At 64.0% G+C, this 23,251-nt stretch carries 21 protein-coding genes; 13 read left to right on the forward strand and 8 right to left on the reverse strand.

The window, feature by feature from the left end; translation table 11 throughout:
- Window positions 1-50 precede the first annotated feature (50 nt).
- Window positions 51-1,085, reverse strand: coding sequence for a porin (locus GGQ64_RS19260; RefSeq protein ID WP_183806948.1), 1,035 nt, complete (start codon window positions 1,083-1,085; stop codon window positions 51-53).
- A gap of 49 nt (window positions 1,086-1,134) precedes the next feature.
- Window positions 1,135-1,386 carry a porin gene (locus GGQ64_RS19265; protein WP_246422786.1) on the reverse strand — a complete coding sequence of 84 codons (252 nt, stop codon included), beginning with the start codon at window positions 1,384-1,386 and terminating at the stop codon, window positions 1,135-1,137.
- A 570-nt stretch (window positions 1,387-1,956) separates the two neighbouring features.
- Between GGQ64_RS19265 and GGQ64_RS19270 the strand changes: the two genes are divergently transcribed.
- A complete protein-coding gene (locus tag GGQ64_RS19270) occupies window positions 1,957-3,015 on the forward strand; it encodes a porin (protein WP_183806949.1) in 1,059 nt (352 codons plus the stop codon).
- 507 nt (window positions 3,016-3,522) lie between these two features.
- The gene (locus GGQ64_RS19275; protein WP_183806950.1) at window positions 3,523-4,626 is read left to right on the forward strand and encodes a porin; all 1,104 of its coding nucleotides are present in this window, start codon (window positions 3,523-3,525) and stop codon (window positions 4,624-4,626) included.
- A gap of 206 nt (window positions 4,627-4,832) precedes the next feature.
- Here the strand turns inward: GGQ64_RS19275 and GGQ64_RS19280 are convergent, their stop codons facing one another.
- Both GGQ64_RS19280 and GGQ64_RS19285 read right to left on the reverse strand, forming a co-directional pair.
- On the reverse strand, window positions 4,833-5,717 hold the full coding sequence (locus GGQ64_RS19280) for an alpha/beta fold hydrolase (protein WP_183807153.1): 885 nt from the start codon (window positions 5,715-5,717) through the stop codon (window positions 4,833-4,835).
- 153 nt (window positions 5,718-5,870) lie between these two features.
- On the reverse strand, window positions 5,871-7,940 hold the full coding sequence (locus tag GGQ64_RS19285) for a lytic transglycosylase domain-containing protein (protein WP_183806951.1): 2,070 nt from the start codon (window positions 7,938-7,940) through the stop codon (window positions 5,871-5,873).
- Window positions 7,941-8,239: 299 nt separating this feature from the next.
- Between GGQ64_RS19285 and dapA the strand changes: the two genes are divergently transcribed.
- Window positions 8,240-9,124, forward strand: a complete 885-nt coding sequence (gene dapA / locus GGQ64_RS19290) for a 4-hydroxy-tetrahydrodipicolinate synthase (RefSeq protein ID WP_183806952.1) — start codon at window positions 8,240-8,242, stop codon at window positions 9,122-9,124.
- Window positions 9,125-9,132: 8 nt separating this feature from the next.
- A complete protein-coding gene (gene smpB, locus GGQ64_RS19295; protein WP_183806953.1) occupies window positions 9,133-9,612 on the forward strand; it encodes an SsrA-binding protein SmpB in 480 nt (159 codons plus the stop codon).
- Between the two features lie 32 nt (window positions 9,613-9,644).
- Here the strand turns inward: smpB and GGQ64_RS19300 are convergent, their stop codons facing one another.
- Both GGQ64_RS19300 and GGQ64_RS19305 read right to left on the reverse strand, forming a co-directional pair.
- Window positions 9,645-10,079 carry a hypothetical protein gene (locus tag GGQ64_RS19300; RefSeq protein ID WP_183806954.1) on the reverse strand — a complete coding sequence of 145 codons (435 nt, stop codon included), beginning with the start codon at window positions 10,077-10,079 and terminating at the stop codon, window positions 9,645-9,647.
- Between the two features lie 152 nt (window positions 10,080-10,231).
- Window positions 10,232-10,813 carry a LabA-like NYN domain-containing protein gene (locus tag GGQ64_RS19305; RefSeq protein ID WP_183806955.1) on the reverse strand — a complete coding sequence of 194 codons (582 nt, stop codon included), beginning with the start codon at window positions 10,811-10,813 and terminating at the stop codon, window positions 10,232-10,234.
- 293 nt (window positions 10,814-11,106) lie between these two features.
- On the opposite strand from GGQ64_RS19305, the gene rpoZ reads away from it, so the two are divergent.
- The 8 genes from rpoZ to era all read left to right on the forward strand — a co-directional run bounded on the left by rpoZ (window position 11,107) and on the right by era (window position 18,215).
- Entirely contained in the window at window positions 11,107-11,511 is a 405-nt protein-coding gene (gene rpoZ / locus GGQ64_RS19310) for a DNA-directed RNA polymerase subunit omega (RefSeq protein ID WP_183806956.1), read from the forward strand.
- Window positions 11,512-11,696: 185 nt separating this feature from the next.
- Window positions 11,697-13,919: a RelA/SpoT family protein gene (locus tag GGQ64_RS19315; protein WP_183806957.1), complete on the forward strand. Its 2,223-nt coding sequence runs from the start codon at window positions 11,697-11,699 to the stop codon at window positions 13,917-13,919.
- Between the two features lie 398 nt (window positions 13,920-14,317).
- Window positions 14,318-14,470, forward strand: coding sequence for a DUF3563 family protein (locus GGQ64_RS19320; RefSeq protein ID WP_183806958.1), 153 nt, complete (start codon window positions 14,318-14,320; stop codon window positions 14,468-14,470).
- Window positions 14,471-14,579: 109 nt separating this feature from the next.
- Window positions 14,580-15,158: a DUF2062 domain-containing protein gene (locus GGQ64_RS19325; protein ID WP_183807154.1), complete on the forward strand. Its 579-nt coding sequence runs from the start codon at window positions 14,580-14,582 to the stop codon at window positions 15,156-15,158.
- A 43-nt stretch (window positions 15,159-15,201) separates the two neighbouring features.
- Window positions 15,202-15,609, forward strand: a complete 408-nt coding sequence (acpS, locus tag GGQ64_RS19330) for a holo-ACP synthase (RefSeq protein ID WP_183806959.1) — start codon at window positions 15,202-15,204, stop codon at window positions 15,607-15,609.
- A gap of 77 nt (window positions 15,610-15,686) precedes the next feature.
- The gene (gene lepB / locus GGQ64_RS19335; RefSeq protein ID WP_210300323.1) at window positions 15,687-16,457 is read left to right on the forward strand and encodes a signal peptidase I; all 771 of its coding nucleotides are present in this window, start codon (window positions 15,687-15,689) and stop codon (window positions 16,455-16,457) included.
- A complete protein-coding gene (gene rnc / locus GGQ64_RS19340; RefSeq protein WP_183806961.1) occupies window positions 16,454-17,167 on the forward strand; it encodes a ribonuclease III in 714 nt (237 codons plus the stop codon). The genes lepB and rnc overlap by 4 nt, the downstream gene beginning before the upstream one ends.
- A gap of 118 nt (window positions 17,168-17,285) precedes the next feature.
- On the forward strand, window positions 17,286-18,215 hold the full coding sequence (gene era / locus GGQ64_RS19345) for a GTPase Era (protein ID WP_183806962.1): 930 nt from the start codon (window positions 17,286-17,288) through the stop codon (window positions 18,213-18,215).
- A 76-nt stretch (window positions 18,216-18,291) separates the two neighbouring features.
- Here the strand turns inward: era and GGQ64_RS28210 are convergent, their stop codons facing one another.
- Window positions 18,292-20,670 carry an EAL domain-containing protein gene (locus GGQ64_RS28210; RefSeq protein ID WP_183806963.1) on the reverse strand — a complete coding sequence of 793 codons (2,379 nt, stop codon included), beginning with the start codon at window positions 20,668-20,670 and terminating at the stop codon, window positions 18,292-18,294.
- Window positions 20,657-21,706: a polyamine ABC transporter substrate-binding protein gene (locus GGQ64_RS19355; protein WP_425488528.1), complete on the reverse strand. Its 1,050-nt coding sequence runs from the start codon at window positions 21,704-21,706 to the stop codon at window positions 20,657-20,659. The genes GGQ64_RS28210 and GGQ64_RS19355 overlap by 14 nt, the downstream gene beginning before the upstream one ends.
- Window positions 21,707-21,893: 187 nt before the next feature.
- Between GGQ64_RS19355 and GGQ64_RS19360 the strand changes: the two genes are divergently transcribed.
- On the forward strand, window positions 21,894-23,147 hold the full coding sequence (locus GGQ64_RS19360) for a cyclopropane fatty acid synthase (protein ID WP_183806965.1): 1,254 nt from the start codon (window positions 21,894-21,896) through the stop codon (window positions 23,145-23,147).
- Window positions 23,148-23,251 lie beyond the last annotated feature (104 nt).

The following is a 23,251-nucleotide window of genomic DNA, read 5'->3' on the forward strand; positions in this document are numbered from 1 at the left end:
CGTAAGGGCCTGTCGGCCATCCGGCCCAGCCGGCCAACCAGCCGGCATATTCAGAAGCCGCGCTGGAAGCGGATCACCGCACCCCAGTCTTGCGCCTTCGGGCCGGCCTTCTCGTCCATGCGGTTGCGATAGTTGATTTCCGGGGTGACGGTGAAGCCGGGCACGACGGTGTAGCTAAGGTTCAGCGCCGCTTCCGCATCGCCGCCCTCGTCGAAGTTCGCGGACGCGTTCATCGTCGCCTTGTCCGTCATCTTGAACGAGCCGCCGACCCAGAGCGCCCAGTCGCCGCTCCACCGGGCGTAGTCGTTCGGCTCGTTTCCGCCGATGTTCCAGCCGCCCATGGCGAAGAGCTCGACCGGGCCGAGCATGCCGTCCACCCTCAGCTTGGCGGCGCCCGCCTCCATCTGCTCGTCATAGCCGCCGGCGGCGCGGATCCTGAAGCTGTCGGTGCCGTAACCCAGGGCTGCGACCAGGTCCGGCATGTAGCTGTCGGTTTCATCGTCGTCCTGGTTGCTGCTGTCCTCGGCGGAGAAGGCAAAGCTGAAACCCTTCTCGGCGCCGTAGGCGTAGCGGACCTGTGTGCGGCCGAAATCCCCGTAGTCGACATCGTAGAAGTCGTTGATGGTATTGCCGGCGTCCCCCATGAACTCGGTATAGAGAGTGTCGGAGAAGCCGACGCGCAGGCCGCCGAGCTCGATGTAGGCGTTTTCCACGTTGATCTCGGTCGGGCCGTTGTCGTCGTTCTGGATCTCGGCCTCGCTGTAGGTCGTCAGCGCACCGTATTCGGTATCGCCCGCCGTCGAGAAACGCAGCGCCAGCCGCGAGCGCGTCGACCACGAATCGCCGCCGCCGCCGGGGAACGTGTCCTGTTCGTTGGCGTCGCCCCCGGATGCCTCGACCCGCAGGTAGCCGCCGATCTTCAGGCATGTCTCCGTGCCGGGGATATAGAAGTAGCCGGCGCCGAACGCGTCGCAGACGCGGACATATTCCAACGGGCCGGCTTCGGCCGCGACGATCGCGTCCGCAGCATGGGCGCCCGTCGCCGCGGCTGTGGCCAGGAGGACTGCAGCGAGAAGACACTTCATGCGCATCGCCCGTTTGCCCTTGTCGCGGCAATCGCCGCGATCGTGGGAATCAGTCTTTGGACGGCTCGCCGTTACGCGACGGGTCTCCGCCGCCGATGTCGACCCGGACGCTGCCGCCGATCTTCATGCAGGTCTGCGTGCCGGCGAGCTTGAAATAGCCGGGGCCGAAGGACCGGCAGCTGTCTGTCTCGGTCGATTCGCGTGCGCCGTCGGGGACGATCGCCTCTTCGGCGGCGGCGGGTGCAGCCAGGGTGATCATCGCGCAGGCCAGCACGTAGAGATTGACGTTTCCGCGGCCCATGCGCGTTGAACCTTCAGGTTTTAGATGCCGTCTCCAAGTCATGTTCGCCGATCCTCCCGCCATAGGCAAGGCCGATCCACTGCCGCGAATCTGCGTGCCTCGCCGCCGCCATGCCGTTTTTTGTCCAGCCTGCTCCGGTCGATCGGCGTGTCTCCTGGTGTATTCTTCAGAGTTTCAGTATGCATAAGTATAAAATAGGATTAGTAGTCATAGATTACGAAAGAAATCTCATTGATCTAAATTTTGTAGCTCACATTCATAATAAAGATAAGGAACAATCGTGATACCAAGTATAAAATATGTTATCTGTAATCTTCGAAAATGCGATAAGAATCCGATAGATAGGGAAATTTCATTCAAAGTAGACGTGTTATTATTGCAACAATTATGACGATCTATTTTAAAACAGGGGAGGCTATTCAATTTTGTTGGTTGCACGGCAGCGGTCTGGCTGCAATGTGGCTGCAGCAGGTCAGGGCTTCCCGTCCCGGACATGCGTCAGTCGGACGGATGGACGAGGAGTTCGCCCGCCGACGCAATCGGATCAGAATGTTTGACTGGAGGTCAAAAATGAACATCAAGAGCCTGCTTCTTGGCTCCGCTGCGGCACTCGCAGCAGTTTCCGGCGCACAGGCTGCCGACGCTATCGTCGCTGCCGAGCCCGAGCCGATGGAATACGTTCGCGTCTGCGACGCGTTCGGCACCGGCTACTTCTACATCCCCGGCACCGAGACCTGCCTGAAGATCGGCGGCTACGTCCGCGTCGACGTTTCCGGCGGCGACGTCAACGGTCAGGACACCTTCCCCGGTGGCGGTGGCGACTCCTGGCGGACCCGCACCCGTGTAGCCCTGCGTCTGTCCTCGGCGACCGACACCGAATACGGTGCGCTGAAGACCTTCACCGAAGTCCGCTTCGACCGTGACGACAACAGCGATTCCGACAGCTACCTGCAGGAAGGTTACATCGAGCTCGGTGGCTTCCTGGTCGGTTACACCGACTCGGCCTACTCGAGCTTCACCGGCTTCGGCAACAACAACATCAACGACTACTATGACGTTGACTACGGTGACTTCCAGGCCACGCAGCTGACCTACAAGTACGACACGGGCGCCGGCTTCACCGCCGTCATCTCGCTCGAAGACGGCAGCGACAGCAACGACGACGGCTACAACACCTACACCGACTATGACAGCTACGTACCCAACGTCATCGCCGGTCTCGGCTATAACGGCGGCGTATGGCAGCTCCGTGCAGTCGGCGCCTACGACGATTACGCCGAAGAAGGCGCAATCAAGGTTCGCGGCGATGTGACCTTCGGTCCGGTCTCGCTGTTCGCGATGGGCGGCTGGAACACCGACGGCGATGTCCAGAACAAGTATGCCCGTTGGGATGGCGACTGGGCTGTCTGGCTCGGCGGCACCTACACGCTGACCGAAAAGGCAACCATCAACGCTGGTGTCAACTTCGACGACGGCGACAACGTCGAAGCGGCGCTGAACGTTGCCTACCAGGTCGTTCCGGGCTTCACGGTCATTCCGGAACTCAACTACCGCAGCGACATGGACGAGAAGGCCGGCGCCGACGCCGAAGACTGGGGCGGCGTCATCCGCTTCCAGCGCAACTTCTAAGTCCTCTTCGAATCAGACTGGAAAGCCCGGCCGTCGGCCGGGCTTTTTTCGTCCCCGGCTGCGATGATTCTCGATTCGAGACAGAATCGGGTGTTGCCGGCAGGAGCGATCTCATGCCTCTGCGGCCGGTCATCGGCCCCCAAACATTCCCTCGCGCCCCACCAGTCAACGGCTTCCCTCGTGAATCAGCCTGTTCGCGCTCCGGCTCGGGCGTCTTTTGCGCTCTGCTAAGTGCTGGGATCGTAAGGCCTTTTATTAACGCATCGTAAATTTTTCTGTACCCCGGTTACAGTTTTGTGTCCTTTGCGCAACACGGTAACCGGAAGGGTGTGCCAAACGCGTGCTTCCGGCGGTTTCAAGATTGCACCAAGTTCCCCGTTTTGTATTTTCAACTCCGGAAGCAGGGGCGGTGATCGTCCGCTTCTTGAAATTGGGGATGGGGCAGGGAACGCTGTCCTTCAGCAAAAAGACCCAGACCCGAATGAAACTTTTGACTGGAGGTCAGAAATGAACATCAAGAGCCTTCTTCTCGGCTCCGCTGCGGCTCTCGCAGCAGTATCCGGCGCACAGGCTGCCGACGCTATCGTCGCCGCCGAGCCGGAGCCGATGGAATACGTTCGCGTCTGCGACGCGTTCGGCACCGGTTACTTCTACATCCCGGGCACCGAAACCTGCCTCAAGATCGGCGGCTACCTCCGCGTTGAATGGCGTGGTGGTGACATCGAAGCCACTGGTCAGGACACGTTCCCGGGCGGCGGCGGCGACTCCTGGCAGACCCGTACCCGTGCAACCGTCAAGTTCTCGACGGCTACGGACACCGAATACGGCGCCCTGAAGACCTACGCTGAAGTTGAGTTCCAGAAGGACAACAACAACGGCGGCAGCACCAACCTGGCGCACGGCTACATCGAATTCGCCGGCTTCCTGATCGGCTTCACCGATTCGCTCTTCGCTGGCGGCTACATCGGTGGCGGCAACTCGAACAACGACTACATCTTCGTCAACTACGGTGATACGGCTCGCAACCAGATCCGTTACACCTACGGCGATACGGATGCTGGCTTCTCGTTCACGGCCGCTGTTGAAGACAGCAGCGACGATCACGACGACTTCCTGGGTTCGCACAGCAACGTCGACACCTACGTCCCGAACGTAGTTGGCGGTCTTAGCTACTCGACCGGCGGCTTCCAGGCATTCCTCGTCGGCGGCTACGACGGTGTCGCCGAAGAAGGCGCCATCAAGGGCCGTATCAACGCTACCTTCGGTGCCTTCAGCGCCTACGTAATGGCTGGCTGGAACACCGACGGCGACTACCGCAACGACTACGCTCAGTGGTACGGCGATTGGGCTGTCTGGCTCGGTGCGACCTACCAGTTCACCGACAAGCTGGCCATCTACAGCGACTTCAACTTCATGGATCAGGGCGTTACGGACGCTGCTGGTGACTTCACCGACACCGCGAAGTTCGAAGCTACGGTCGGCCTTAACTACGCAGTTGTTCCGGGCTTCCGGATCCGTCCGGAAGTTAGCTACGTTGCCGATTACGACCAGATCGGTGGCGACGAAGCCCAGGATTGGGGCGGCATGATCCGCTTCCAGCGCGACTTCTAATCTGATCTGACCTCGGTCATATTGGAGGGAGCCCGGCCGCAAGGCCGGGCTCTTGCCGTTTCAGGGGTGCCGGAGACCGCATTAGGCTCGACCTAACTAGCCTCGAGCGACGTTAGGCCTCAGCCGGCATCGGGCAGACAAGGCGTTGCCCGCCGCCTCACCGGAATGCCAGGCGAAGTGCTGCGCGGATCTTCGACCCATTGGCCTCAGACGGTCAGCAGGAAATCCTTGATGGCCGCAAGCACGTCCGGCTTGTGGAGAAGCGGCGCGTGACCCTGGCCGGCGGCCGTGAAGGTCGTAAGCCTCGGATGGCGCCTCGCCATCGCGGCCAGCGTTCCCGGTGACAGCAGCGAGGAGTGCTCGCCACGGATAGCCAGCATGGGAAACGGGCGGAACGCGTCGAACTGGGCCCAGAGATCGGGCAGGGGGCCGGTCAGGTCCACTGCCAGCAATTGCCGGGCAATCGCTGGGTCGAAGTCGGCAACGATTGCGCCGTCGCGCTCGACATAGATCGCATGCGCCATGTCGTGCCAGTCGTCTTGCGACAGCGCGGGAAAGGCCGCGCCATGCGTGTTTCGCAGGATCGCAGCGGCCTCCTCCCAGTTGCCCGGTGTCTGCGGCCGGTTGAGATAGGCGGCGATTTCCTGCAGGCCCTTCGGTTCGATCACCGGTCCAATGTCGTTCAGGATGACGCCCTTCAGCCTGTGGGGGGCGGCGACGGCGAGGAGGTGGAGGATGAGCCCGCCGCGGGAGGTGCCCACGAACACCGCGTTCTCGATGCCGAGCGCCTCCAGCGCCGTCTCGACGTCGGCGCATTCGACGGCAAGCGTGTAGTTCGCCTTGTTGGCGTCCACCTCCGAGCGTCCCCTGCCGCGGTAGTCGAGCGCGACGACACGCCGGCCGAGTTCATCTGCGATCGTGCAGGCAAACGGGTGGAAGTCGCGCGCATTGCGGCTCAATCCGGCAAGGCAGACGATCGGCGCCCGTGAGTCGTCGGGGATAGCGGGCGGGTAGTCGCGGGCATGGAGCCTGAGGCCGTCGCGCGCGAAGAAGAAGCGTTCCCGGTAGGGTTGCGAGGTCTCGGCCGTCATCCGGTCTCCGCCTGGGGACATGCATTTTCCCCAATATGCCGCAAGGCAGGCTTGCGGGACAGCCAGTCGCGAAGCAAATACTGCCGGCCGCGTTAAAGTCGGACGCATGGCTAGAGCAGCGGAGCGCAGCCTCCCGCCGGTCCGGCTCCCGACCTATGACCGGCCGATGCGCAGGTCGTGAACGATATCGGCCTTCTGGCCGAGCCGTGTCTTGTAGACCTGATAGTTTTCCATCACGCGCTGGACGTAGCTGCGCGTCTCGGAGAATGGAATTTTCTCGACCCAGTCCACCACCTCGTCGATAGGCTTTCCGCGTGGATCGCCGTAGCGCGCGATCCACTGGCCGACGCGGCGTGGGCCTGCATTGTAGGCGATGAAGGTCAGGATGTAGGAGCCGTTGAAATCGCTGATCTGCTCCCCGAGGAAATGCGCACCCAGCGTCGCGTTGTAGGCGGCATCGCTCGTCAGTTTCTCGGCGGAGTAGGCAAGCCCGTAGCGCTTCGCCACGCCCTTGGCGGTGCCGGGCAGGAGCTGCAGCAGGCCGCGCGCATTGGCCGGCGATACGGCCGCGGGGTTGAAGGCGCTCTCCTGCCGGGCGATGGCGTAGGCGAGCGCCTTGCCGGAGCCGGAGATGTTTGCGCTGGCCGGGATGACGCCGACCGGAAAGGCGAGTGCTGCGACGTCGATGCCGCGGCCGAACGCGATCTTGCCGATCTGCAACGAAAGCTGGTGGTCGCCGCCGGTCTCCGACCGCGCGGCCAGCAGCGCCAGTTCGCCGGGGCTTTGCAGTTCCTCGGCCAGCGCGCGGTAGAGGCTCGCGGCCCGCCATCCATGGCCCGCCATGGCCAGCCGGTCGATCGCGCGGACGGCCTCGCGCGACTGAAAGCGCACCCGTTCCTCCTGGCTGGGGGTCGGATAGGCCACGTTCAGGCTGGTCTGCCCGATCCGGGCCGCGGCGAGCTGGCCATAGTAGGTGCCGCCGAAGTTCGCAGCCTTCACAAAGTACTCGTTCGCCTGGGCGGAACCCTCAGCCTCGGCTGCTCGGCCCATCCAGTACCAGGCGCGCGAAACGGCCAGCGGCCGGTTCGAGACGCGCAGGATTTTCTGGAAATGCGTCGAGGCGGTCTTCGGATCGTGCATTCCCCGCAGCGCATACCAGCCGGCATGGAACTCCGCCTCGACGGTGTCGGTCTCGCTCTGGGCGGCGTGATGGGCGACCAGCCGGTAGGCGGCCGCGTACTTGTCCTGCTCGACGAGCCCGCGGCTGGCGATGCGCTGTTCCACCCACCAGGCCGAGGAGGCGGCCTTGTCGTCCTTCCGCGGCGCGCCCCTGGACAGAAGCTCCGCGGCGAGCGCGTAGTTCTCCGCCCGGTTGGCAAGCTCCGCCCGCAGAAACGCATAGGCCGGATCCTTGTGCCACGAGGGATCGACGGCCTTGACCAGCGCCTCGGCATTCTTCGCCTTGCCGATGACGGCTGCCCAGGCGCGATAGAGGGACTGGGCCTCGGCGAGATCGCCGAAACGCTGCGCCTGCTGCGTCCGCTCCCGGTAAAGCAGCATCTCCAGGCGCCGGCGATGGTCGGCGACCGTCAGAAGCGGGCCGAATTCGGACAGGATCTTCGTTTCCGTGTCGCGGTCGAGCGCATCGGCATGCCAATAGGGCCTGAGCGCGTCGAGTGCGGCCGCCTTGTCGCCCTTGGTGATCTTCGCGCGCGCCAGCGCCATGGCGCCTTCCACCGTCTCCGCCCGCGTCGTGCCGAAGGCGGCGATGACGGCGTCGGGGGCGGGGTTTTCGCGCGCCAGTGCCCGCTCGGAATTGGCACGCAGCGCCTTCAGTCCGGGCCAGCCCTTCAATGTCTTCTGTGCCGTCGCGATCTCGTAGGAGGGCACGCCGGTCTGGCCGGATACGGCGATCGCCCAAGTCAGGATATGCCGGTCGAGGCTGTCCTGCTGCATGGTCCCACGGATGCGCAGCGCCTCGGTCGGATCCCTGTTTGCAAGGGCGTCGAGGCCGTCTTTCAGGCTTTCGGAGACCTCGTCGGTCCCGGTGGCGTTTTCGATCGCGCCCATCGCCTCATGCGCGGGCATGCCGGCGGCAAAGCCGAGCGGCCGGGTGCGGGGCAGGGGCAGCCTGTCGTCCGCCAAGGTACCGGCCTGCACCGACGAGGCCAGCGCCCCCGCCGCCAGCAGGATGATCGCCGCATAGCTGTTGGTCCTGGTCATGAGGCGTCCCGCCCGCTGATTGTCCCCTGCGCGAAAGGCGCTTGCGAATCCGTCTCTATGATTAGCGTCTCGTTCTGTTAATGAAGGGTTACCGGAGGCTTCGGACCAGACAATCAGCGTCGCTGAGCCGCCCCGCTTTCCACCGCAAGCGAGGCAGTCCGCGCTTGTCCGGAGGGAGTGGGAAAACGCCGCGTCCGCCGCTTGCCGCCCGACCGCCACATGACTATGGTGCGGCAGCTTTAATCAAGGAATACGGCCAAAGGATGGGGTTGCCGCCCCTCTGGCCTCAGGAGTTCTCGATGTTCAAGGGGTCCATGCCCGCTCTCGTTACCCCCTTTGCCGAAAGCGGCGAGGTGGATGAAGCCGCCTTCGCAGCACACGTCGAGTGGCAGATCAAAGAGGGCAGCCACGGCCTGGTCCCGGTCGGCACCACGGGCGAATCCCCCACGCTCTCGCACGCCGAACACAAGCGGGTGGTCGAGCTCTGCATCGAGGTCGCAGCAGGCCGCGTGCCCGTGATCGCCGGCGCCGGCTCCAACAACACGCGCGAGGCGATCGAGCTTGCGGCGCATGCCGAAAAGGCCGGCGCCGATGCGATCCTGGTCGTCACGCCCTACTACAACAAGCCGACGCAGAAGGGGCTCTTTGCCCACTATGCGGCGATTGCCGAAGCCGTGAAGCTGCCGATCGTGATCTACAACATTCCCGGCCGCTCCGTCGTCGACATGTCGCCGGAGACGATGGGCGCGCTGCACAAGGCCCATCCCTCGATCATGGGCGTCAAGGATGCGACCGGCAGGATCGAGCGCGTTTCCGAACAGCGCATCGCCTGCGGCAAGGGTTTCGTGCAGCTGTCGGGCGAGGATGCCACCGCGCTCGGCTTCAACGCCCATGGCGGCGTCGGCTGTATCTCGGTGACAGCCAACGTCGCTCCGAGGCTCTGTGCCGAGTTCCAGACCGCGACGCTCGCCGGAAACTATGCCAAGGCGCTGGAATACCAGGATCGGCTGATGCCGCTGCACAAAGCGATCTTCCTGGAACCCGGCCTGTGCGGTGCCAAGTACGGCCTGCACCGCCTGCGCGGCATGAGCCGCAAGGTGCGCTCGCCGCTGCTGTCGACGCTGGAGCCCTCGACCGAGGCGGCGATCGACGCGGCGCTGCGGCACGCCGGCCTGTTGAACTGAGGTAAATGATGGCGCTCAAGGCCAAGCCGACGACGGTGAAGAAGGTCGTTGCGGAAAACCGCAAGGCCCGCTTCAACTACGAGATCATGGATACCTACGAGGCCGGCCTGGTGCTGACCGGCACCGAGGTCAAGTCGCTGCGCGAGGGCAAGGCCAACATCGCCGAATCCTACGCCTCCGACGAGGGCGGCGAGATCTGGCTGATCAATTCCTACCTGCCGGAATACCTGCAGGCCAACCGCTTCAACCACGAGACCCGCCGCCGCCGCAAGTTGCTGCTGTCCAAGCGCGAGATGCATCGGCTGCAGACCGCGATCAATCGTGAAGGCATGACGCTGGTGCCGTTGAAGATCTATTTCAACGATCGCGGCCGGGCGAAGCTGGAACTGGCGCTGGCAAAGGGCAAGAAGCTGCACGACAAGCGCGAGACCGCCAAGGAACGCGACTGGAACCGCCAGAAGAGCAGGCTCCTGAAGGATCGCGGATAGCGGCGACCCTTCGATCTCTATGACGGGCAGTTCTAGAACTGCCGGTAGAGCTTGCTGACCAGCGATTCGGACGCCAACGCCGGGGCCGAAACCGGCTGCGGCGCAGGTGACGCCGGCGCGGCCTGCTTCGCGGCGGGGCCGGAGGATGCCATGAGCGAGGACAACAGCGCGGTCACCTGGGTGCTCTCCATCGTGAGCCTTGCAGAAGCGTCGCTTCCGCCTGCGGAAGCCGGCGCGGTCTGCGTCTGCTGCGGCGCCGGCGTGGCAGGATAGCCGGCCGGACCGTACAGGAAGGCAAGCGCCCCGCCGTCGTCGTCGAAGCTGTCGGAGACGGAGGGCAGGGGACGCGCAGGCGCCAGCGCCGCCAGAGCCGCAGCCGCGGCATCACTGCGCGAACTGCGTGGCTGCGATCGTTCCGCGGCCAGATGGTGGGCGGCACCATTGATGGTTGAAATTGCGCTCAGCATTTTCCGGGCGTGTCTCCTGCACAGGAGGCCTGCATATCATCTCTTCGTGGAAAAAGGATAAGCCGGATGCTTCGCATTTTATCGAGTTCGCCTTGTCGCGTTTTCCCTGCGGGCGACGGTTTCGCCCGCATGGCGGCGAAGCGACCTGGCGGTCAGGTCTGCACGTCTTCCGCCGGGTGCGGCTCGGTCTGCCGCGGGGGGCGTTCGGACGGGTCGCGCCCGATTTCCGCCTTCAGCGAGACGAGGTCGATGAAGTAGTCGGCCTGCCGGCGCAGGTCGTCGGCAATCATCGGCGGCTGCGTCGACATCGTGGAGACGACCGACACCTTGCGGCCCCTGCGCTGCAGCGCTTCCACCAGCGTCGTAAAGTCGCCGTCGCCGGAGAAGATCACCAGGTGGTCGACGGTTTCGGACTGCTCCATGGCATCGATGGCAAGCTCGATGTCCATGTTGCCCTTGATCTTGCGGCGCCCGAGGGAATCGGTGAATTCCTTGGCCGGCTTGGTCACGACCTTGTAGCCGTTGTAGTCCAGCCAGTCGATCAGCGGGCGGATCGAGGAGTATTCCTGGTCCTCGATCAGCGCGGTGTAATAATAGGCGCGCAGCAGGTATCCCCGCTTCTGGAAGGCCTTCAGCAGCTTGCGGTAGTCGATGTCGAACCCGAGTGTACGCGATGCGGCATAGAGGTTTGCGCCGTCGATAAAGAGTGCGATCTTTTCGCGGGGGTCAAACATTCATTCTTATCCTTTTTGCAGAAAGCGCTTGAAATATCTGCGTGAGTCGGGAAAAGGCCACGAATGTCCAACTCCCAAACATTACGAAGCGATGATATACAGGATCTAGGGCAGGGCCTAGAAATTTCCAAGCAAACTTAGGTTGAATACGCTGAAATTGCGCGCTGATCCCCGCGCGACATGCCGTACCGGGTCGACGAACGCGCCGGGCAAGGAAAAACTTGAATTTGCCGGCCATTGATTGTATCGGGGCATCCAAGCTCCAGAATTTCTAAGACCGCAAAGGACAGGCAATGGCCCGTGTCACCGTTGAAGATTGCATTGACAAGGTGGACAACCGCTTCGAGCTGGTTCTCCTTGCAAGCCACCGCGCCCGCCTCATTTCCCAGGGCGCATCGATCACCGTCGACCGCGACAACGACAAGAACCCGGTCGTGGCGCTGCGCGAAATCGCCGACGAGATGCTTTCGCCTGACGACCTGAAGGAAGACCTCATCCACTCGCTGCAGAAGCATGTCGAGGTGGACGAGCCGGAACCCGATGCCGCCTCGGTCGCCGCTGCCGAAGAGACCGGCTTCGTGGCCGCCGAAGAGGACGTGGACCAGCCGGAAGTCGTGACCTTCGACCGCATGTCGGAAGAAGAACTGCTCGCCGGCATCGAAGGTCTTGTCCCTCCGGAGAAGAGCGACGATTATTGATGACGGCCTAGCCGTTACATATATGTGAAATGTGCAGTGCGCCGTCCTTATGATCGGCGCACTTTTTCGTTGCCGTGCATGATCTGGAGAGCGGTGGACCGCTCTTTGGGTGATGCGCAAGACAGGGGAAGCGACTGCGCCCCTTGCCGTCCTCGGACGCCAGGCGCAGAGGGAGCTCAAGCAGGATGATGCGCCAATATGAACTCGTCGAGCGGGTTCAGAAATACAAGCCCGATGCGAACGAGGCCCTGCTGAACAAGGCCTACGTTTATGCCATGCAGAAGCATGGCCAGCAGAAACGGGCCAGCGGCGACCCCTACATCTCCCATCCGCTCGAAGTGGCGGCCATCCTGACCGACATGAAGCTCGACGAGTCGACCATCGCCGTCGCCCTGCTGCACGATACGATCGAGGACACGACGGCGACGCGCGCCGAGATCGACGAGATCTTCGGGGAGGATATCGGACGCCTCGTCGAGGGCCTGACCAAGATCAAGAAGCTCGACCTCGTCACCAAGAAGGCCAAGCAGGCCGAAAACCTGCGCAAGCTGCTTCTGGCGATCTCCGACGACGTGCGCGTGCTGCTCGTCAAGCTTGCCGACCGCCTGCACAACATGCGCACCCTCGATCACATGTCGCCGGAGAAGAAGGCGCGCATCTCCGAGGAGACGATGGACATCTATGCGCCGCTTGCCGGCCGCATGGGCATGCAGGACATGCGCGAGGAACTGGAAGACCTCGCCTTTCGCCACATCAACCCCGAAGCCTATGACACGGTGACGCGCAAGCTTGCCGAGATGTCCCAGCGCAACGAGGGGCTGATCCGCAAGATCGAGGCCGAGCTCGGCGACCTGCTAATTGCAAACGGCCTGCCGTCGGCGATCGTCAAGGGCCGCCAGAAGAAGCCCTACTCGGTGTTTCGCAAGATGCAGTCGAAGTCGCTGTCCTTCGAGCAGCTCTCCGACGTCTATGCCTTCCGCATCCTCGTCGACGACGTGCCCTCCTGCTATCGCGCGCTCGGCATCGTCCACACCCGCTGGCGCGTCGTTCCCGGCCGCTTCAAGGACTATATCTCGACGCCGAAGCAGAACGACTACCAGTCGGTCCACACCACCATCATCGGCCCCTCGCGCCAGCGCATCGAGCTGCAGATCCGCTCCCGGCGCATGCACGAGATCGCCGAATACGGCATTGCCGCGCACGCGCTCTACAAGGACCGGGAGGCGGTCGTGAACGGCGAGAAGCCGCCGTCCAACGCCTATGCCCTTTTGCGCCGCACGATCGAGTCCCTGGCCGAGGGCGACAATCCCGAAGAGTTCCTGGAGCACACCAAGCTGGAGCTGTTCCAGGACCAGGTCTTCTGCTTCACGCCGAAGGGCCAGCTGATCGCGCTGCCGCGCGGGGCGACGCCGATCGACTTCGCCTATGCGGTCCACACCAATATCGGCGACACCTGCGTCGGCGCCAAGATCAACGGCCGGATCATGCCGCTGGTGACGCGCCTCAACAACGGCGACGAGGTGGAGATCATAAGGTCCGGCATCCAGGTGCCGCCGCCGGCCTGGGAAGAGATCGTGGTGACCGGCAAGGCGCGCGCCGCCATCCGCCGCGCCACGCGCGCTGCCGTGCGCAAGCAGTATGCCGGGCTCGGCTATCGCATCATCGAGCGCACCTTCGACCGCGCCGGAAGGCCGTTCTCGCGTGATGCGCTGAAGCCCGTCCTGCACCGGCTCGGCCAGAAGGAGGTCGAGGACGCGATCGCCGCCGTCGGTCGCGGCGAACTCTCCTCGCTCGACGTGCTGCGGGCGGTCTATCCCGACCACCAGGACGAGCGTGTCACCGTCAAGCCGAGCCAGGAGGAGGGGTGGTTTCCGATGCGCAGCGCGTCGGGGATGGTGTTCAAGCTGCCCGGCAAGTCCAAGGCCCAGCTCGACGCGGCGTTGGCCACGGCAGGCCCCGAGGCCCTGCCCATCCGCGGCCTCTCCGGCAACGCCGAGGTGCATTTCTCCGCCGGTGGCGCCGTCCCCGGCGACCGGATCGTCGGCATCATGGAGAAGGACAAGGGGATCACCATCTACCCGATCCAGTCGCCGGCGCTGCAGAAGTTCGACGACGAGCCCGAGCGCTGGATCGACGTCCGCTGGGACCTCGACGAGGCGAACAACACCCGCTTCATGGCCCGCATCGTCCTCAACGAACTGAACGAACCGGGTTCGCTGGCGGAGGTGACGCAGGTGCTGGCGACAGGCGACGTGAACATCCGCTCGCTGACGATGAACAGGATCGCAGCCGATTTCACCGAGGTGCAGATGGATCTCGAGGTCTGGGACCTGCGCCAGCTGAACCAGATCATCGGCCAGCTCAAGGAGCTTGCCTGCGTCTCGACGGTCAGCCGCGTCTTCGCCTGACGCAGGCTCGCCGGCGTGAACCGGTCGTGTTGAGATGCATCAATGCCGGGCGGGCGGCGGCGAACTATAGTTTCCCCGGCTTCGAAGAAGCTCATCGAATCTGCTGCCCGCTCAGCGCATGGCAGGCCGTCCTTTTCGATGCAGGGGCGCGGCTGTGCTCCGTTCCTGCGCCGCCGCCGATTTGTCGGCCCCGCCGCAGCGCCCCGGATATCGGCCACACATCAGGTATTTTCTGTGCAGTCGCGGCCGCGGATGCCTGCGAAACATGCACGATTGCCTAAATGTTGGCGCACGATATGCATAAATCGCATGGCTGAGGTCTGTTACTAACGCTGGTTGTTTTTGCTGCTTTTACTATCTTTGTACTCGGGAGGTCGAACCGAACAAGGGTTTTACCGATGTTGAAGCAGATCAGAAATTTCACCCGCGCCCTGCGCGTACCGAGTGCCGCCGATCGTGAGACGGCCTACCTGAACGGCGCGATCGACCGCATCGATCTCGAATACCGCCAGCGTCAGATCGACCGCGGCCTGTTCCGCAAGTTCTACTAAGTCCATGCCGATCCGTGGCGCAACGAACTGATTGCGCCACCATCTGGCCGTGTGCGGTTTCGCGTCGCGGTCATTGAAATGCCACCAATCGATCGGCTATGTCTGGACCATGCTGTTTAGACGCCGCAAGCCGGCAACCTGGCGCGACCGGGTCCGAGATCTGTTCTGGCCCAGAAAGGGCCTCAGCCGCCCGTTCCGGTATCTCGGAAAACGGATCCTGAGGCTGTCCGCCTCTCCCCATTCCGTGGCAACGGGCGTAGCCGTCGGCATGTTTTCCGCGCTGACCCCGTTCCTGGGCCTTCATGTCATCCTGGCGGTGGCCGTCTCCTACGTCCTGTCGGGCAATGTCATCGCCGCGGCCCTCGCGACCACGTTTGCCAATCCGCTGACCTTGCCCTTCATCTGGGCCGGAACGTTCCGGGCCGGCGAACTCGTGCTCGGGGCCGCATCGGAACATGGCGGCAGCCCCATTGACCTCGCGCATCTGCTCGACCATCTGACATTTTCAGACCTCTGGGCGCCGGTCATCAAGCCGATGCTCGTGGGCTCGCTCGTGCTAGGGGTGCCGCTGGCGGCCGCCGCCTACCTCGTAACCAGGTTTGGCGTCCGGGCATTCCGCAAGCGCCGCCTTCAAAGGGTTCTGGGTCGCGGCCTTGAGTCAGGATCGCCGCCGGCGACCTGCAAATGAGGCGCCCGGCAACGCAGAACCGGACGGAAACAGGAAGAAGAGCATGATCATCGGCATCGGCAGCGACCTGATCGACATCCGCCGCGTGGAGAAGTCGCTCGAACGCTTCGGCGAACGCTTCACCCATCGCTGCTTCACCGAGATCGAGCGAAGGAAGTCCGACGCGCGCAAGAATCGCGCGGCTTCCTATGCCAAGCGCTTCGCCGCCAAGGAGGCCTGCTCCAAGGCGCTGGGCACGGGGCTGGCGCAGGGGGTGTTCTGGAAGGACATGGGTGTCGTCAACCTTCCCGGCGGCAAGCCGACGATGAAGCTCACCGGCGGGGCCGGTGCGCGGCTGGAGGCGATGACGCCGCCCGGCCACCAGGCCCATATCCACATCACCATCACCGACGACTTCCCGCTGGCGCAGGCTTTCGTCATCATCGAGGCACTCCCCGTCACAGCACCGTGATGAGGCGCCGGCAACGGGCGGACGGCATTTTCGCCGCTCGCATTTCAATTCGACAGGACTTGGGTTAAGAGGGCGGCATGGTTGCACAAGAGGACAAATCAGGCGTGACAGAGAAGACTAAGAAGGCCGAGAGCGGCCTGTGGGAAAACGTCAAGGTCATCATCCAGGCGCTCCTGCTCGCGGTGGTCATCCGCACCGTCCTTTTCCAGCCTTTCACCATTCCGTCGGGATCGATGATGCCGACGCTGCTGGTCGGCGACTACCTGTTCGTCAACAAGTTTTCCTACGGCTATTCGAAGTATTCGCTGCCGTTTTCGCCCGACCTCTTCTCCGGGCGCATCTTCGGCAGCGATCCGGAGCGCGGCGACATCGTCGTCTTCCGCTTCCCGCCGAATCCGGACATCGACTACATCAAGCGCGTGATCGGCCTTCCGGGCGACCGCATCCAGGTCCGCGACAGCGTCCTCTTCATCAACGACAAGCCGGTGCCGCGCCAGCCGGCCGGCTTCTTCCGCGCCGACGGCCAGTATGACAACGGCGAGAACATCCCGGTCTTCCGCGAGACGCTGGACAACGACGTCTCCTTCGATACGCTCGACACCCGCATCGGCACGATCGGCGACAACACCCGCGAGTTCATCGTGCCCGAGGGCCACTACTTCATGATGGGCGACAACCGCGACAACTCCGCCGACAGCCGCTTCGACGTCGGCTTCGTGCCGGCCGAGAACCTGATCGGCCGCGCCAGCCTCATCTTCTTCTCGCTCGGCAACGACACCGCCTTCCGCGAGATCTGGAAGTGGCCGACGAACCTGCGCTGGGATCGCCTGTTCAAGGTTGTCGAATGAAATCGGCCAAGCCGCTGAACGACGAAAATCGCGGCCGTCTCGAGGCCGCGATCGGATACGCCTTCACCAACAAGGAGCGGCTCGACCGGGCGATCACCCATGCGAGCGCCCGGCCGGCCAAGGGCAGCAACTACGAACGGCTCGAGTTCCTCGGTGACCGCGTCCTGGGCCTGTGCGTGGCGGAAATGCTGTTCCAGACCTTCCGCGAGGCGAGCGAAGGCGAGTTGTCTGTGCGGCTCAACCACCTCGTCAGCGCCGAGACCTGCGCGCAGGTCTCCGACGACCTCGGCCTGCACCAGTTCATCCGCACCGGCGCGGACGTGAAGAAGCTGACTGCCAAGCCGATGATGAACGTGCGCGCCGACGTGGTCGAGGCGCTGATCGCGGCGATCTATCTCGACGGCGGCCTGGAGGCGGCGAGGGGCTTCATCCTGCGCAACTGGCAGGACAGGGCCAGAAGCGAGCACGGCGGCCGGCGCGACGCCAAGACCGAACTGCAGGAATGGGCGCACGCCAGGTTCTCGACGACGCCGGTCTACCGCATCGATGAGCGTACCGGCCCCGATCACGACCCGCGGTTCACCGTGACGGTCGAGATCGCCGGCGTGGCGCCCGCGACCGGCAGCGAGCGCTCCAAGCGGGCGGCCGAACAGGCCGCGGCGACGAAAGTGCTGGAGCGGGAAGGTATCTGGCAGAAGCCGGAAGACTGAACCGGGGCCGGGACAGCCAGGGGCTGCCGGCCACAATGCCATTGGAAACGATTGAGTGCGGCCGCGACCTGTGCGCATCATGATGCGCGGCGCGAGCAGCCATAGAAACGGATTTGTCATGACAGAACAAGAAAACGAAGCCACTGAAGGCGGTGCACCGACCCGTTCCGGCTTCGTCGCCCTGATCGGCGCCACCAATGCCGGCAAGTCGACGCTGGTCAACCGCCTCGTCGGCGCCAAGGTCTCGATCGTCAGCCACAAGGTGCAGACGACCCGGGCGATCGTGCGCGGCATCGCCATCCATGACAACGCCCAGATCGTCTTCATGGATACGCCCGGCATCTTCAAGCCGCGCCGTCGGCTCGACCGCGCCATGGTCACGACCGCCTGGGGCGGGGCCAAGGATGCCGATTTCATCATGTTCCTGATCGACAGCGAGCGTGGCCTGAAGGGCGATGCCGAGACGATCCTGGAGGGACTGAAGGAGGTCAAGCAGCCGAAGATCCTGGTGCTGAACAAGGTCGACCAGGTTTCGCCGGAACACCTCCTGGCGCTCGCCAAGGCCGCCAACGAGGTCGTGCCGTTCGAGCGCACCTTCATGATCTCGGCGCTGAACGGCTCGGGCTGCGATGACGTCATGGACTATTTCGCCAAGGCGCTGCCGGAAGGCCCCTGGTACTATCCCGAGGACCAGATCTCCGACCTGCCGATGCGCCAGCTCGCAGCCGAGATCACCCGCGAGAAGCTGTTTCTCCGCCTGCACCAGGAGCTTCCCTATTCCTCCCACGTGGAGACGGAGAAGTGGGAGGAGCGCAAGGACGGCTCGGTGCGCATCGAGCAGGTGATCTATGTCGAGCGCGACAGCCAGAAGAAGATCGCGCTCGGCAAGAACGGCGACGCGATCAAGGCGATCTCCATGGCATCCCGCAAGGAGCTGTCGGAAATCCTGGAGCAGCCGGTGCATCTCTTCCTGTTCGTCAAGGTCCGCGAAAACTGGGGCGACGACCCGGCGCGCTTCCGCGAGATGGGCCTCGATTTCCCGCACTGACGCGCTGCGCGGATGACCGCTGCCGCGCCCGCAGAGGCGGGGCGGTCGCCGCAGCAGGCGTGCCGAACCGGCCGGCTCACGTCCGGCTGGTCTTGCGACCCTTTGCCGGCGCCTTGGCCCCGGCACTCTCGCGCGCCTGTTCGAGCAGGCGCTGCATCGCCCATATGCCGAGATCCTCGACGGTGCGCGGCTGGCTGATCAGGTAGCCCTGGTAGAGGTCGCAGCCCGCAGCCGCCAGCAGCGTCATCTTTTCCGTCGTGTCGACGCCCTCGGCCACGACCTGCATGTCCTGCGCGTGGCAGAGCGCGATCAGGGCGCGCAGCGTCGGCAGCGCTGACGAATTGGTCAGGCTCTCGACGAGCGCCCGGTCGAGTTTGATCGTCTCGGCCGGATAGTCGATGATCTGCTGGACCGAGGTGTAGCCGGCGCCGAAGTCGTCGATGGAGATGCGAAAGCCTTTCGACCTGAGCATGTCGATATTGCGCTGCGACTGGTCACCGAGCTTGACGGCGAAGGTCTCGGTCAGCTCGATCTCGATCGAGCGCGCCTCGACCGCGTGCCGGTCGAGTGCATCGCAGAAGCGATCGGCGATCGAGCGGTTATAGAGTTCCGCCGACGAGATGTTGATGCAGAGGATGGTTTCCGCGCCGAACAACTGCTTGATCCGGTGGCAATTGGCCATTGCCGTGTCGATGACCCAGGAATCGACCTTGCTGAAGAGGCCGGTGGTTTCCGCAATGGGTATGAACTCGTCCGGCGTGACCCGGCCGAGCAGCGGCGACGTCCAGCGCAACAGCGCCTCGCAGGCCGTCACCTTGCCGTGGCCGTCGACGATCGGCATGAAGACGAGGTGCATCTCGTCGTCCGGGTTCATCGCCCGCAGTTCCTCCTCGATGTGGCGCTGCCGCGTCCGCTTTTCGTGCAGGGAGCGCGAGTAGCGCGCCGAGCCGTTCTTGCCCTGCGCCTTGGCTTGGTACATGGCCGCGTCCGCATTGGCGATCAGTTCCGGCAGGTCGGCTGCATCCTCGGGGAAGACCGCGATGCCGATGCTGGCCGTGACCGGATAGGACTGTTCGAGCACTTCGAAGCCGCCGTCGAACAGCCGCACGATCGCTTCGGAGATCTCGCTGACGGTGCCGTCGCCCGGATGCGACTGCACCATGATCGCGAACTCGTCACCGGAGAGACGCGCCACCAGCGCATCCGGCAGGACGCGGCGCTCCGTCACCGCCTTGACGCGCATTTCCAGCCTTGCTGCGAGCGTCGTCAGCAGTTCGTCGCCGACCTTGTGGCCATACTTGTCGTTGACGAACTTGAAGTTGTCGACGTCGATGAACAGCAGCGTGCAGCCGGCGCTGGATGCGCGCGCCAGTTCCAGGATCTGGGTGGACCGGTCATTGAAATGCGCCCGGTTGGAGATGCCGGTCAGCGTGTCGGTCCACGACGCGGTCCGCACCAGCCCGAAGGATTCGACCGCATCGTCGTGAAGCTGCTTCATGTTGACCGAAAGCCGGCCGATCTCGCCGAGTTCCTCGACCGGCGTCAGTTCGCTGCGCTTGCCGGACATGACGTCGGTCAGCTGCCGGTCGAGGCGGGCGATCGGATTGGTGATGAACCGGCGCACCAGCAGCAGCACGAGGCCGATGGTGAAGAGGCTGAGGCCGATGGCGCCGACCGCGAGCAGCGCCTTCAGGTTCGCAAGCTTGTCATCGACATGGCCCTCGTGCGGCGTCAGGCGCGCGTATAGCATGGGGCCGAGCTTGGCCGTCGCGGACACGGCGCCGGTCGCGGTCAGCGGATGTGTCGAAACCTCGACTTCGGCGCCGTACTCCTGCTCGAGCTTCGCCTTCATTTCGAGGAACTGGCGCGGGCGGACGGCCGTCTGGATCAGGATCGAGCCGGCCTTGGCGCTGGAGACGGGGCGATTGAAGGTCTGCTGGTCGAGGAATTCCGAATGGACGATCAGCGGCTCCGCCCCTTGCGGCTTCAGATAGGTCCAGTCGGAGAGCTTGGGGCTGTCGATCAGCCGCCGCGCATGCTCGACCTGCACCTTCGGGATTTCCGCGAACGGATCGTCGCTGTTCTCGTAGTAGTAATCGATCGAAAGCGGCGGGCGGATGACGGTCAGGGAGACGAAGCGGGTGGGATCGTCCGACAGCGACCTGATGCTTTCCTGCATCATCACGCCGATGGCGTTCGAGCGGTAGCCGGCATCCGGCTCGTTGACGAACAGGCGCATCGCCGTTCCCTCGACCAGCGAATAGATCAGGCTCTTGTTCTGCGTCACGTCGTTCTGGAATACCGCCCCCAGAAGGCCCAGTTGCTGCCACAGGCGCGCCCGCTCGAGCCCCCGGACGGAGGCGCTCTGGCTCATGTAGAGCAGGGTGGCGGCCACGACGTAGCCTGCGAGGACGACCGGGAAGATGAGGAGGAAGGCGCGCTTACCGAGTGTCACGGAACTGGACCAGGCTGCTGATGATGCGACGGCGGGATTGCACCGAGGGAACGCTGAGTTCCTCCTGATACTGGCTCTTCGCCAGGATCTCCGGTGCGGTGTAGATTTCGGCGTTCCCGCGCATGTCGGCGGGGATGAGTTCGAGCGCCGCCCGGTTCGCGGTCGGCATCTGGAGGGCGATGGCATTGCGCGCGGCACTTTGGGCGCCCGCGATGTGGTTCAGGAGATCCAGCGCGGCCTCGGTGTGCTTGGAGCGGGTGCTGATGGCCATGCAATCGAGCCAGAAGAGCGTCCCCTCGGACGGCACGGCATAGCGCCATAGCCGCTCCTTGCCGGTCATCTCGTCCAGGACATGCTGGTCGCCGCTGTAGCCGAGCGCCAAGTGCACGTCGGGGCCGACATCCGGGTTCTGGATCGAGGTGATGACGTAGTCGTAGGTCAGCACGTAGGGCGCCTGCGCCTTCATCATCTGGAAGGCCTCCCGCAGCGTCGTCTCGTCGTTCGCGTTGATCGACTTGCCGAGCAGGACCAGCGCCGGCACGAAGGCCTCGTTGTGGTCGTCGAACATGGCGATGTGGTGCCGCAGCGGCTCGCCGGGTTTCATCAGGTCCGCCCAGGAAGTCGGTGTCGTGGTGACCGCGTCCGACCGGTAGAGGATCCCCATAGTTCCCCAGAGATAGGGCACGCCGTATCCGCCGCAGCGCTTCGTCCAGCTTTCGTCGTACTCCGAAAGTGACGGAAGCGTGTCGGGCGAGAGCGCTTGCAGAATGCCGCGATCGCCGAAGAGCCTCGCCCCGTTCTCGCCGGTGACGACGAGATCGATATCGCTGCTGGGATTGGAAAGCACCTCGTCGCGTGCATCGCTGCTGTCATAGTAGGTCTGGTGGACGGCGATGCCCGTCCGTGCCGACCAGTCCGACAGGATCGACGGATCGATATAGGCCTGCCAGATCAGGAGGTTGATCGTTTCGGCAGCCTCTGCGGGCGGCGATGTCGACAGCGATATCGGCAGCGCGGCCGCCGCTGCTGCCGCCATCAGCATGGATTTTCGCATCCGCAAGCCCCGCGTTGCATCTAGGAGGGCAGGATAGGCAGCAAGAAATTGAGGAATTGTTACAAGGAAACCGCATGTTGCGCCTGTACAGGCCTGCGGGCGGGTTGCGTAGCGCCGGCAGATCGCTAGGCTCGCGCTCGCGTCGATGCCGACGGCAGGGGAACGACATATGGCTTCCGATTTTTCCGCAATGCTCGGCCGCGTGATCAGGACCGGCCAGTTGCAGGTCGTCGACGCGACAGGGGGCGTGGTTGCCTTTGGCGACGGCGCCGGCCGTCCGTTGCGCATCCGCCTTGCCGACGACACCGTGGGAGGCGAGATCGCCGCCGATCCGGCCCTGAAGTTCGGCGAGGCCTATATGGATGGGCGGCTGGTCGTGGAAGAGGGCGACATCTTCGAGATGCTCTCGCTCCTGCGCCGCAACGGCATCCGCCGCGCCGCGACGCCGGGCCTCAAGGCGAAGTCGCTGCTGCGGCTTCTGGCCTACCAGTTCTCCGCCCGCGTCCCCGTCAACCGAAACCGCCGCAACGTCGCCCATCACTATGACCTCGATGCCAGGCTGTTCGACCTGTTCCTGGATCACGACTGGCAATATTCCTGTGCCTATTTCCAGCCGCGCGGCATTTCGCTGGAGGAGGCGCAGACCGCCAAGAAGCGGCACATCACTGCCAAGCTTCTGCTTCAGCCGGGCCAGCGGGTGCTGGAGGTCGGCTCCGGCTGGGGCGGGCTCGGCATGTACATGGCCGAAAGCTCCGGCGTCGACGTCACCGGCATCACGCTCAGTGAGGAGCAGCTCGCCGTCTCCCGTGCACGGGTCACCGAGCGCGGCCTGTCCGATCGCGTCCGCTTCGAGCTGACCGACTATGTCGACCTGAAGGGCGAGTTCGACCGGATCGTTTCCGTCGGCATGTTCGAGCATGTCGGCCTTGCCAATTACGGCAAGTTCTTCAAGACGATGGCGCGGGTTCTTAACAAGGAAGGCGTCTTTGTCCTGCATTATATCGGCCGGGTGAAGCCGGCCCGCGCCATCAACCCCTGGATCGAGAAATACATCTTCCCCGGCGGCTACCTGCCCGCCCTGTCGGAGGTGCTGCCGTCGATCGAGCGGGCCGGCTTCCTCGTCAAAGACATCGAGATGCTGCCGATGCACTATGCCTGGACGCTGCGGGCCTGGCGCGAGCGCTTCGTCGCCCGCTGGGACGAGGCGGCCAAGCTCTACGACGAGCGCTTCTGCCGCATGTGGGAATTCTACCTCGCCGCCATGGAAGCCGCCTTCCGCCACGACCGCCTGCCGATCATCCAGCTCCAGCTCGCCCGCCACCAGGACGCCGTGCCTTATGCCCGCGACTACATCGGCGAGGCCGAGGCCCGGCTGAAAGCCTTCGAAGCCGCCTGTCCGCCGCTGGAGCCGGTCCGGTTCTGAGACTTTTGGCGCGCGATATCCTGTGGACCCCGCCCGATCTGGCGATTGGCGGGCGGGCGGCTGCACACTATGGTCGCCGCCCGCCGCAGCGTTTGACCGGCAAC

The sequence above is a fragment of the Mycoplana azooxidifex genome, from assembly GCF_014196765.1.
Classification (GTDB): Bacteria; Pseudomonadota; Alphaproteobacteria; order Rhizobiales; family Rhizobiaceae; genus Mycoplana; species Mycoplana azooxidifex.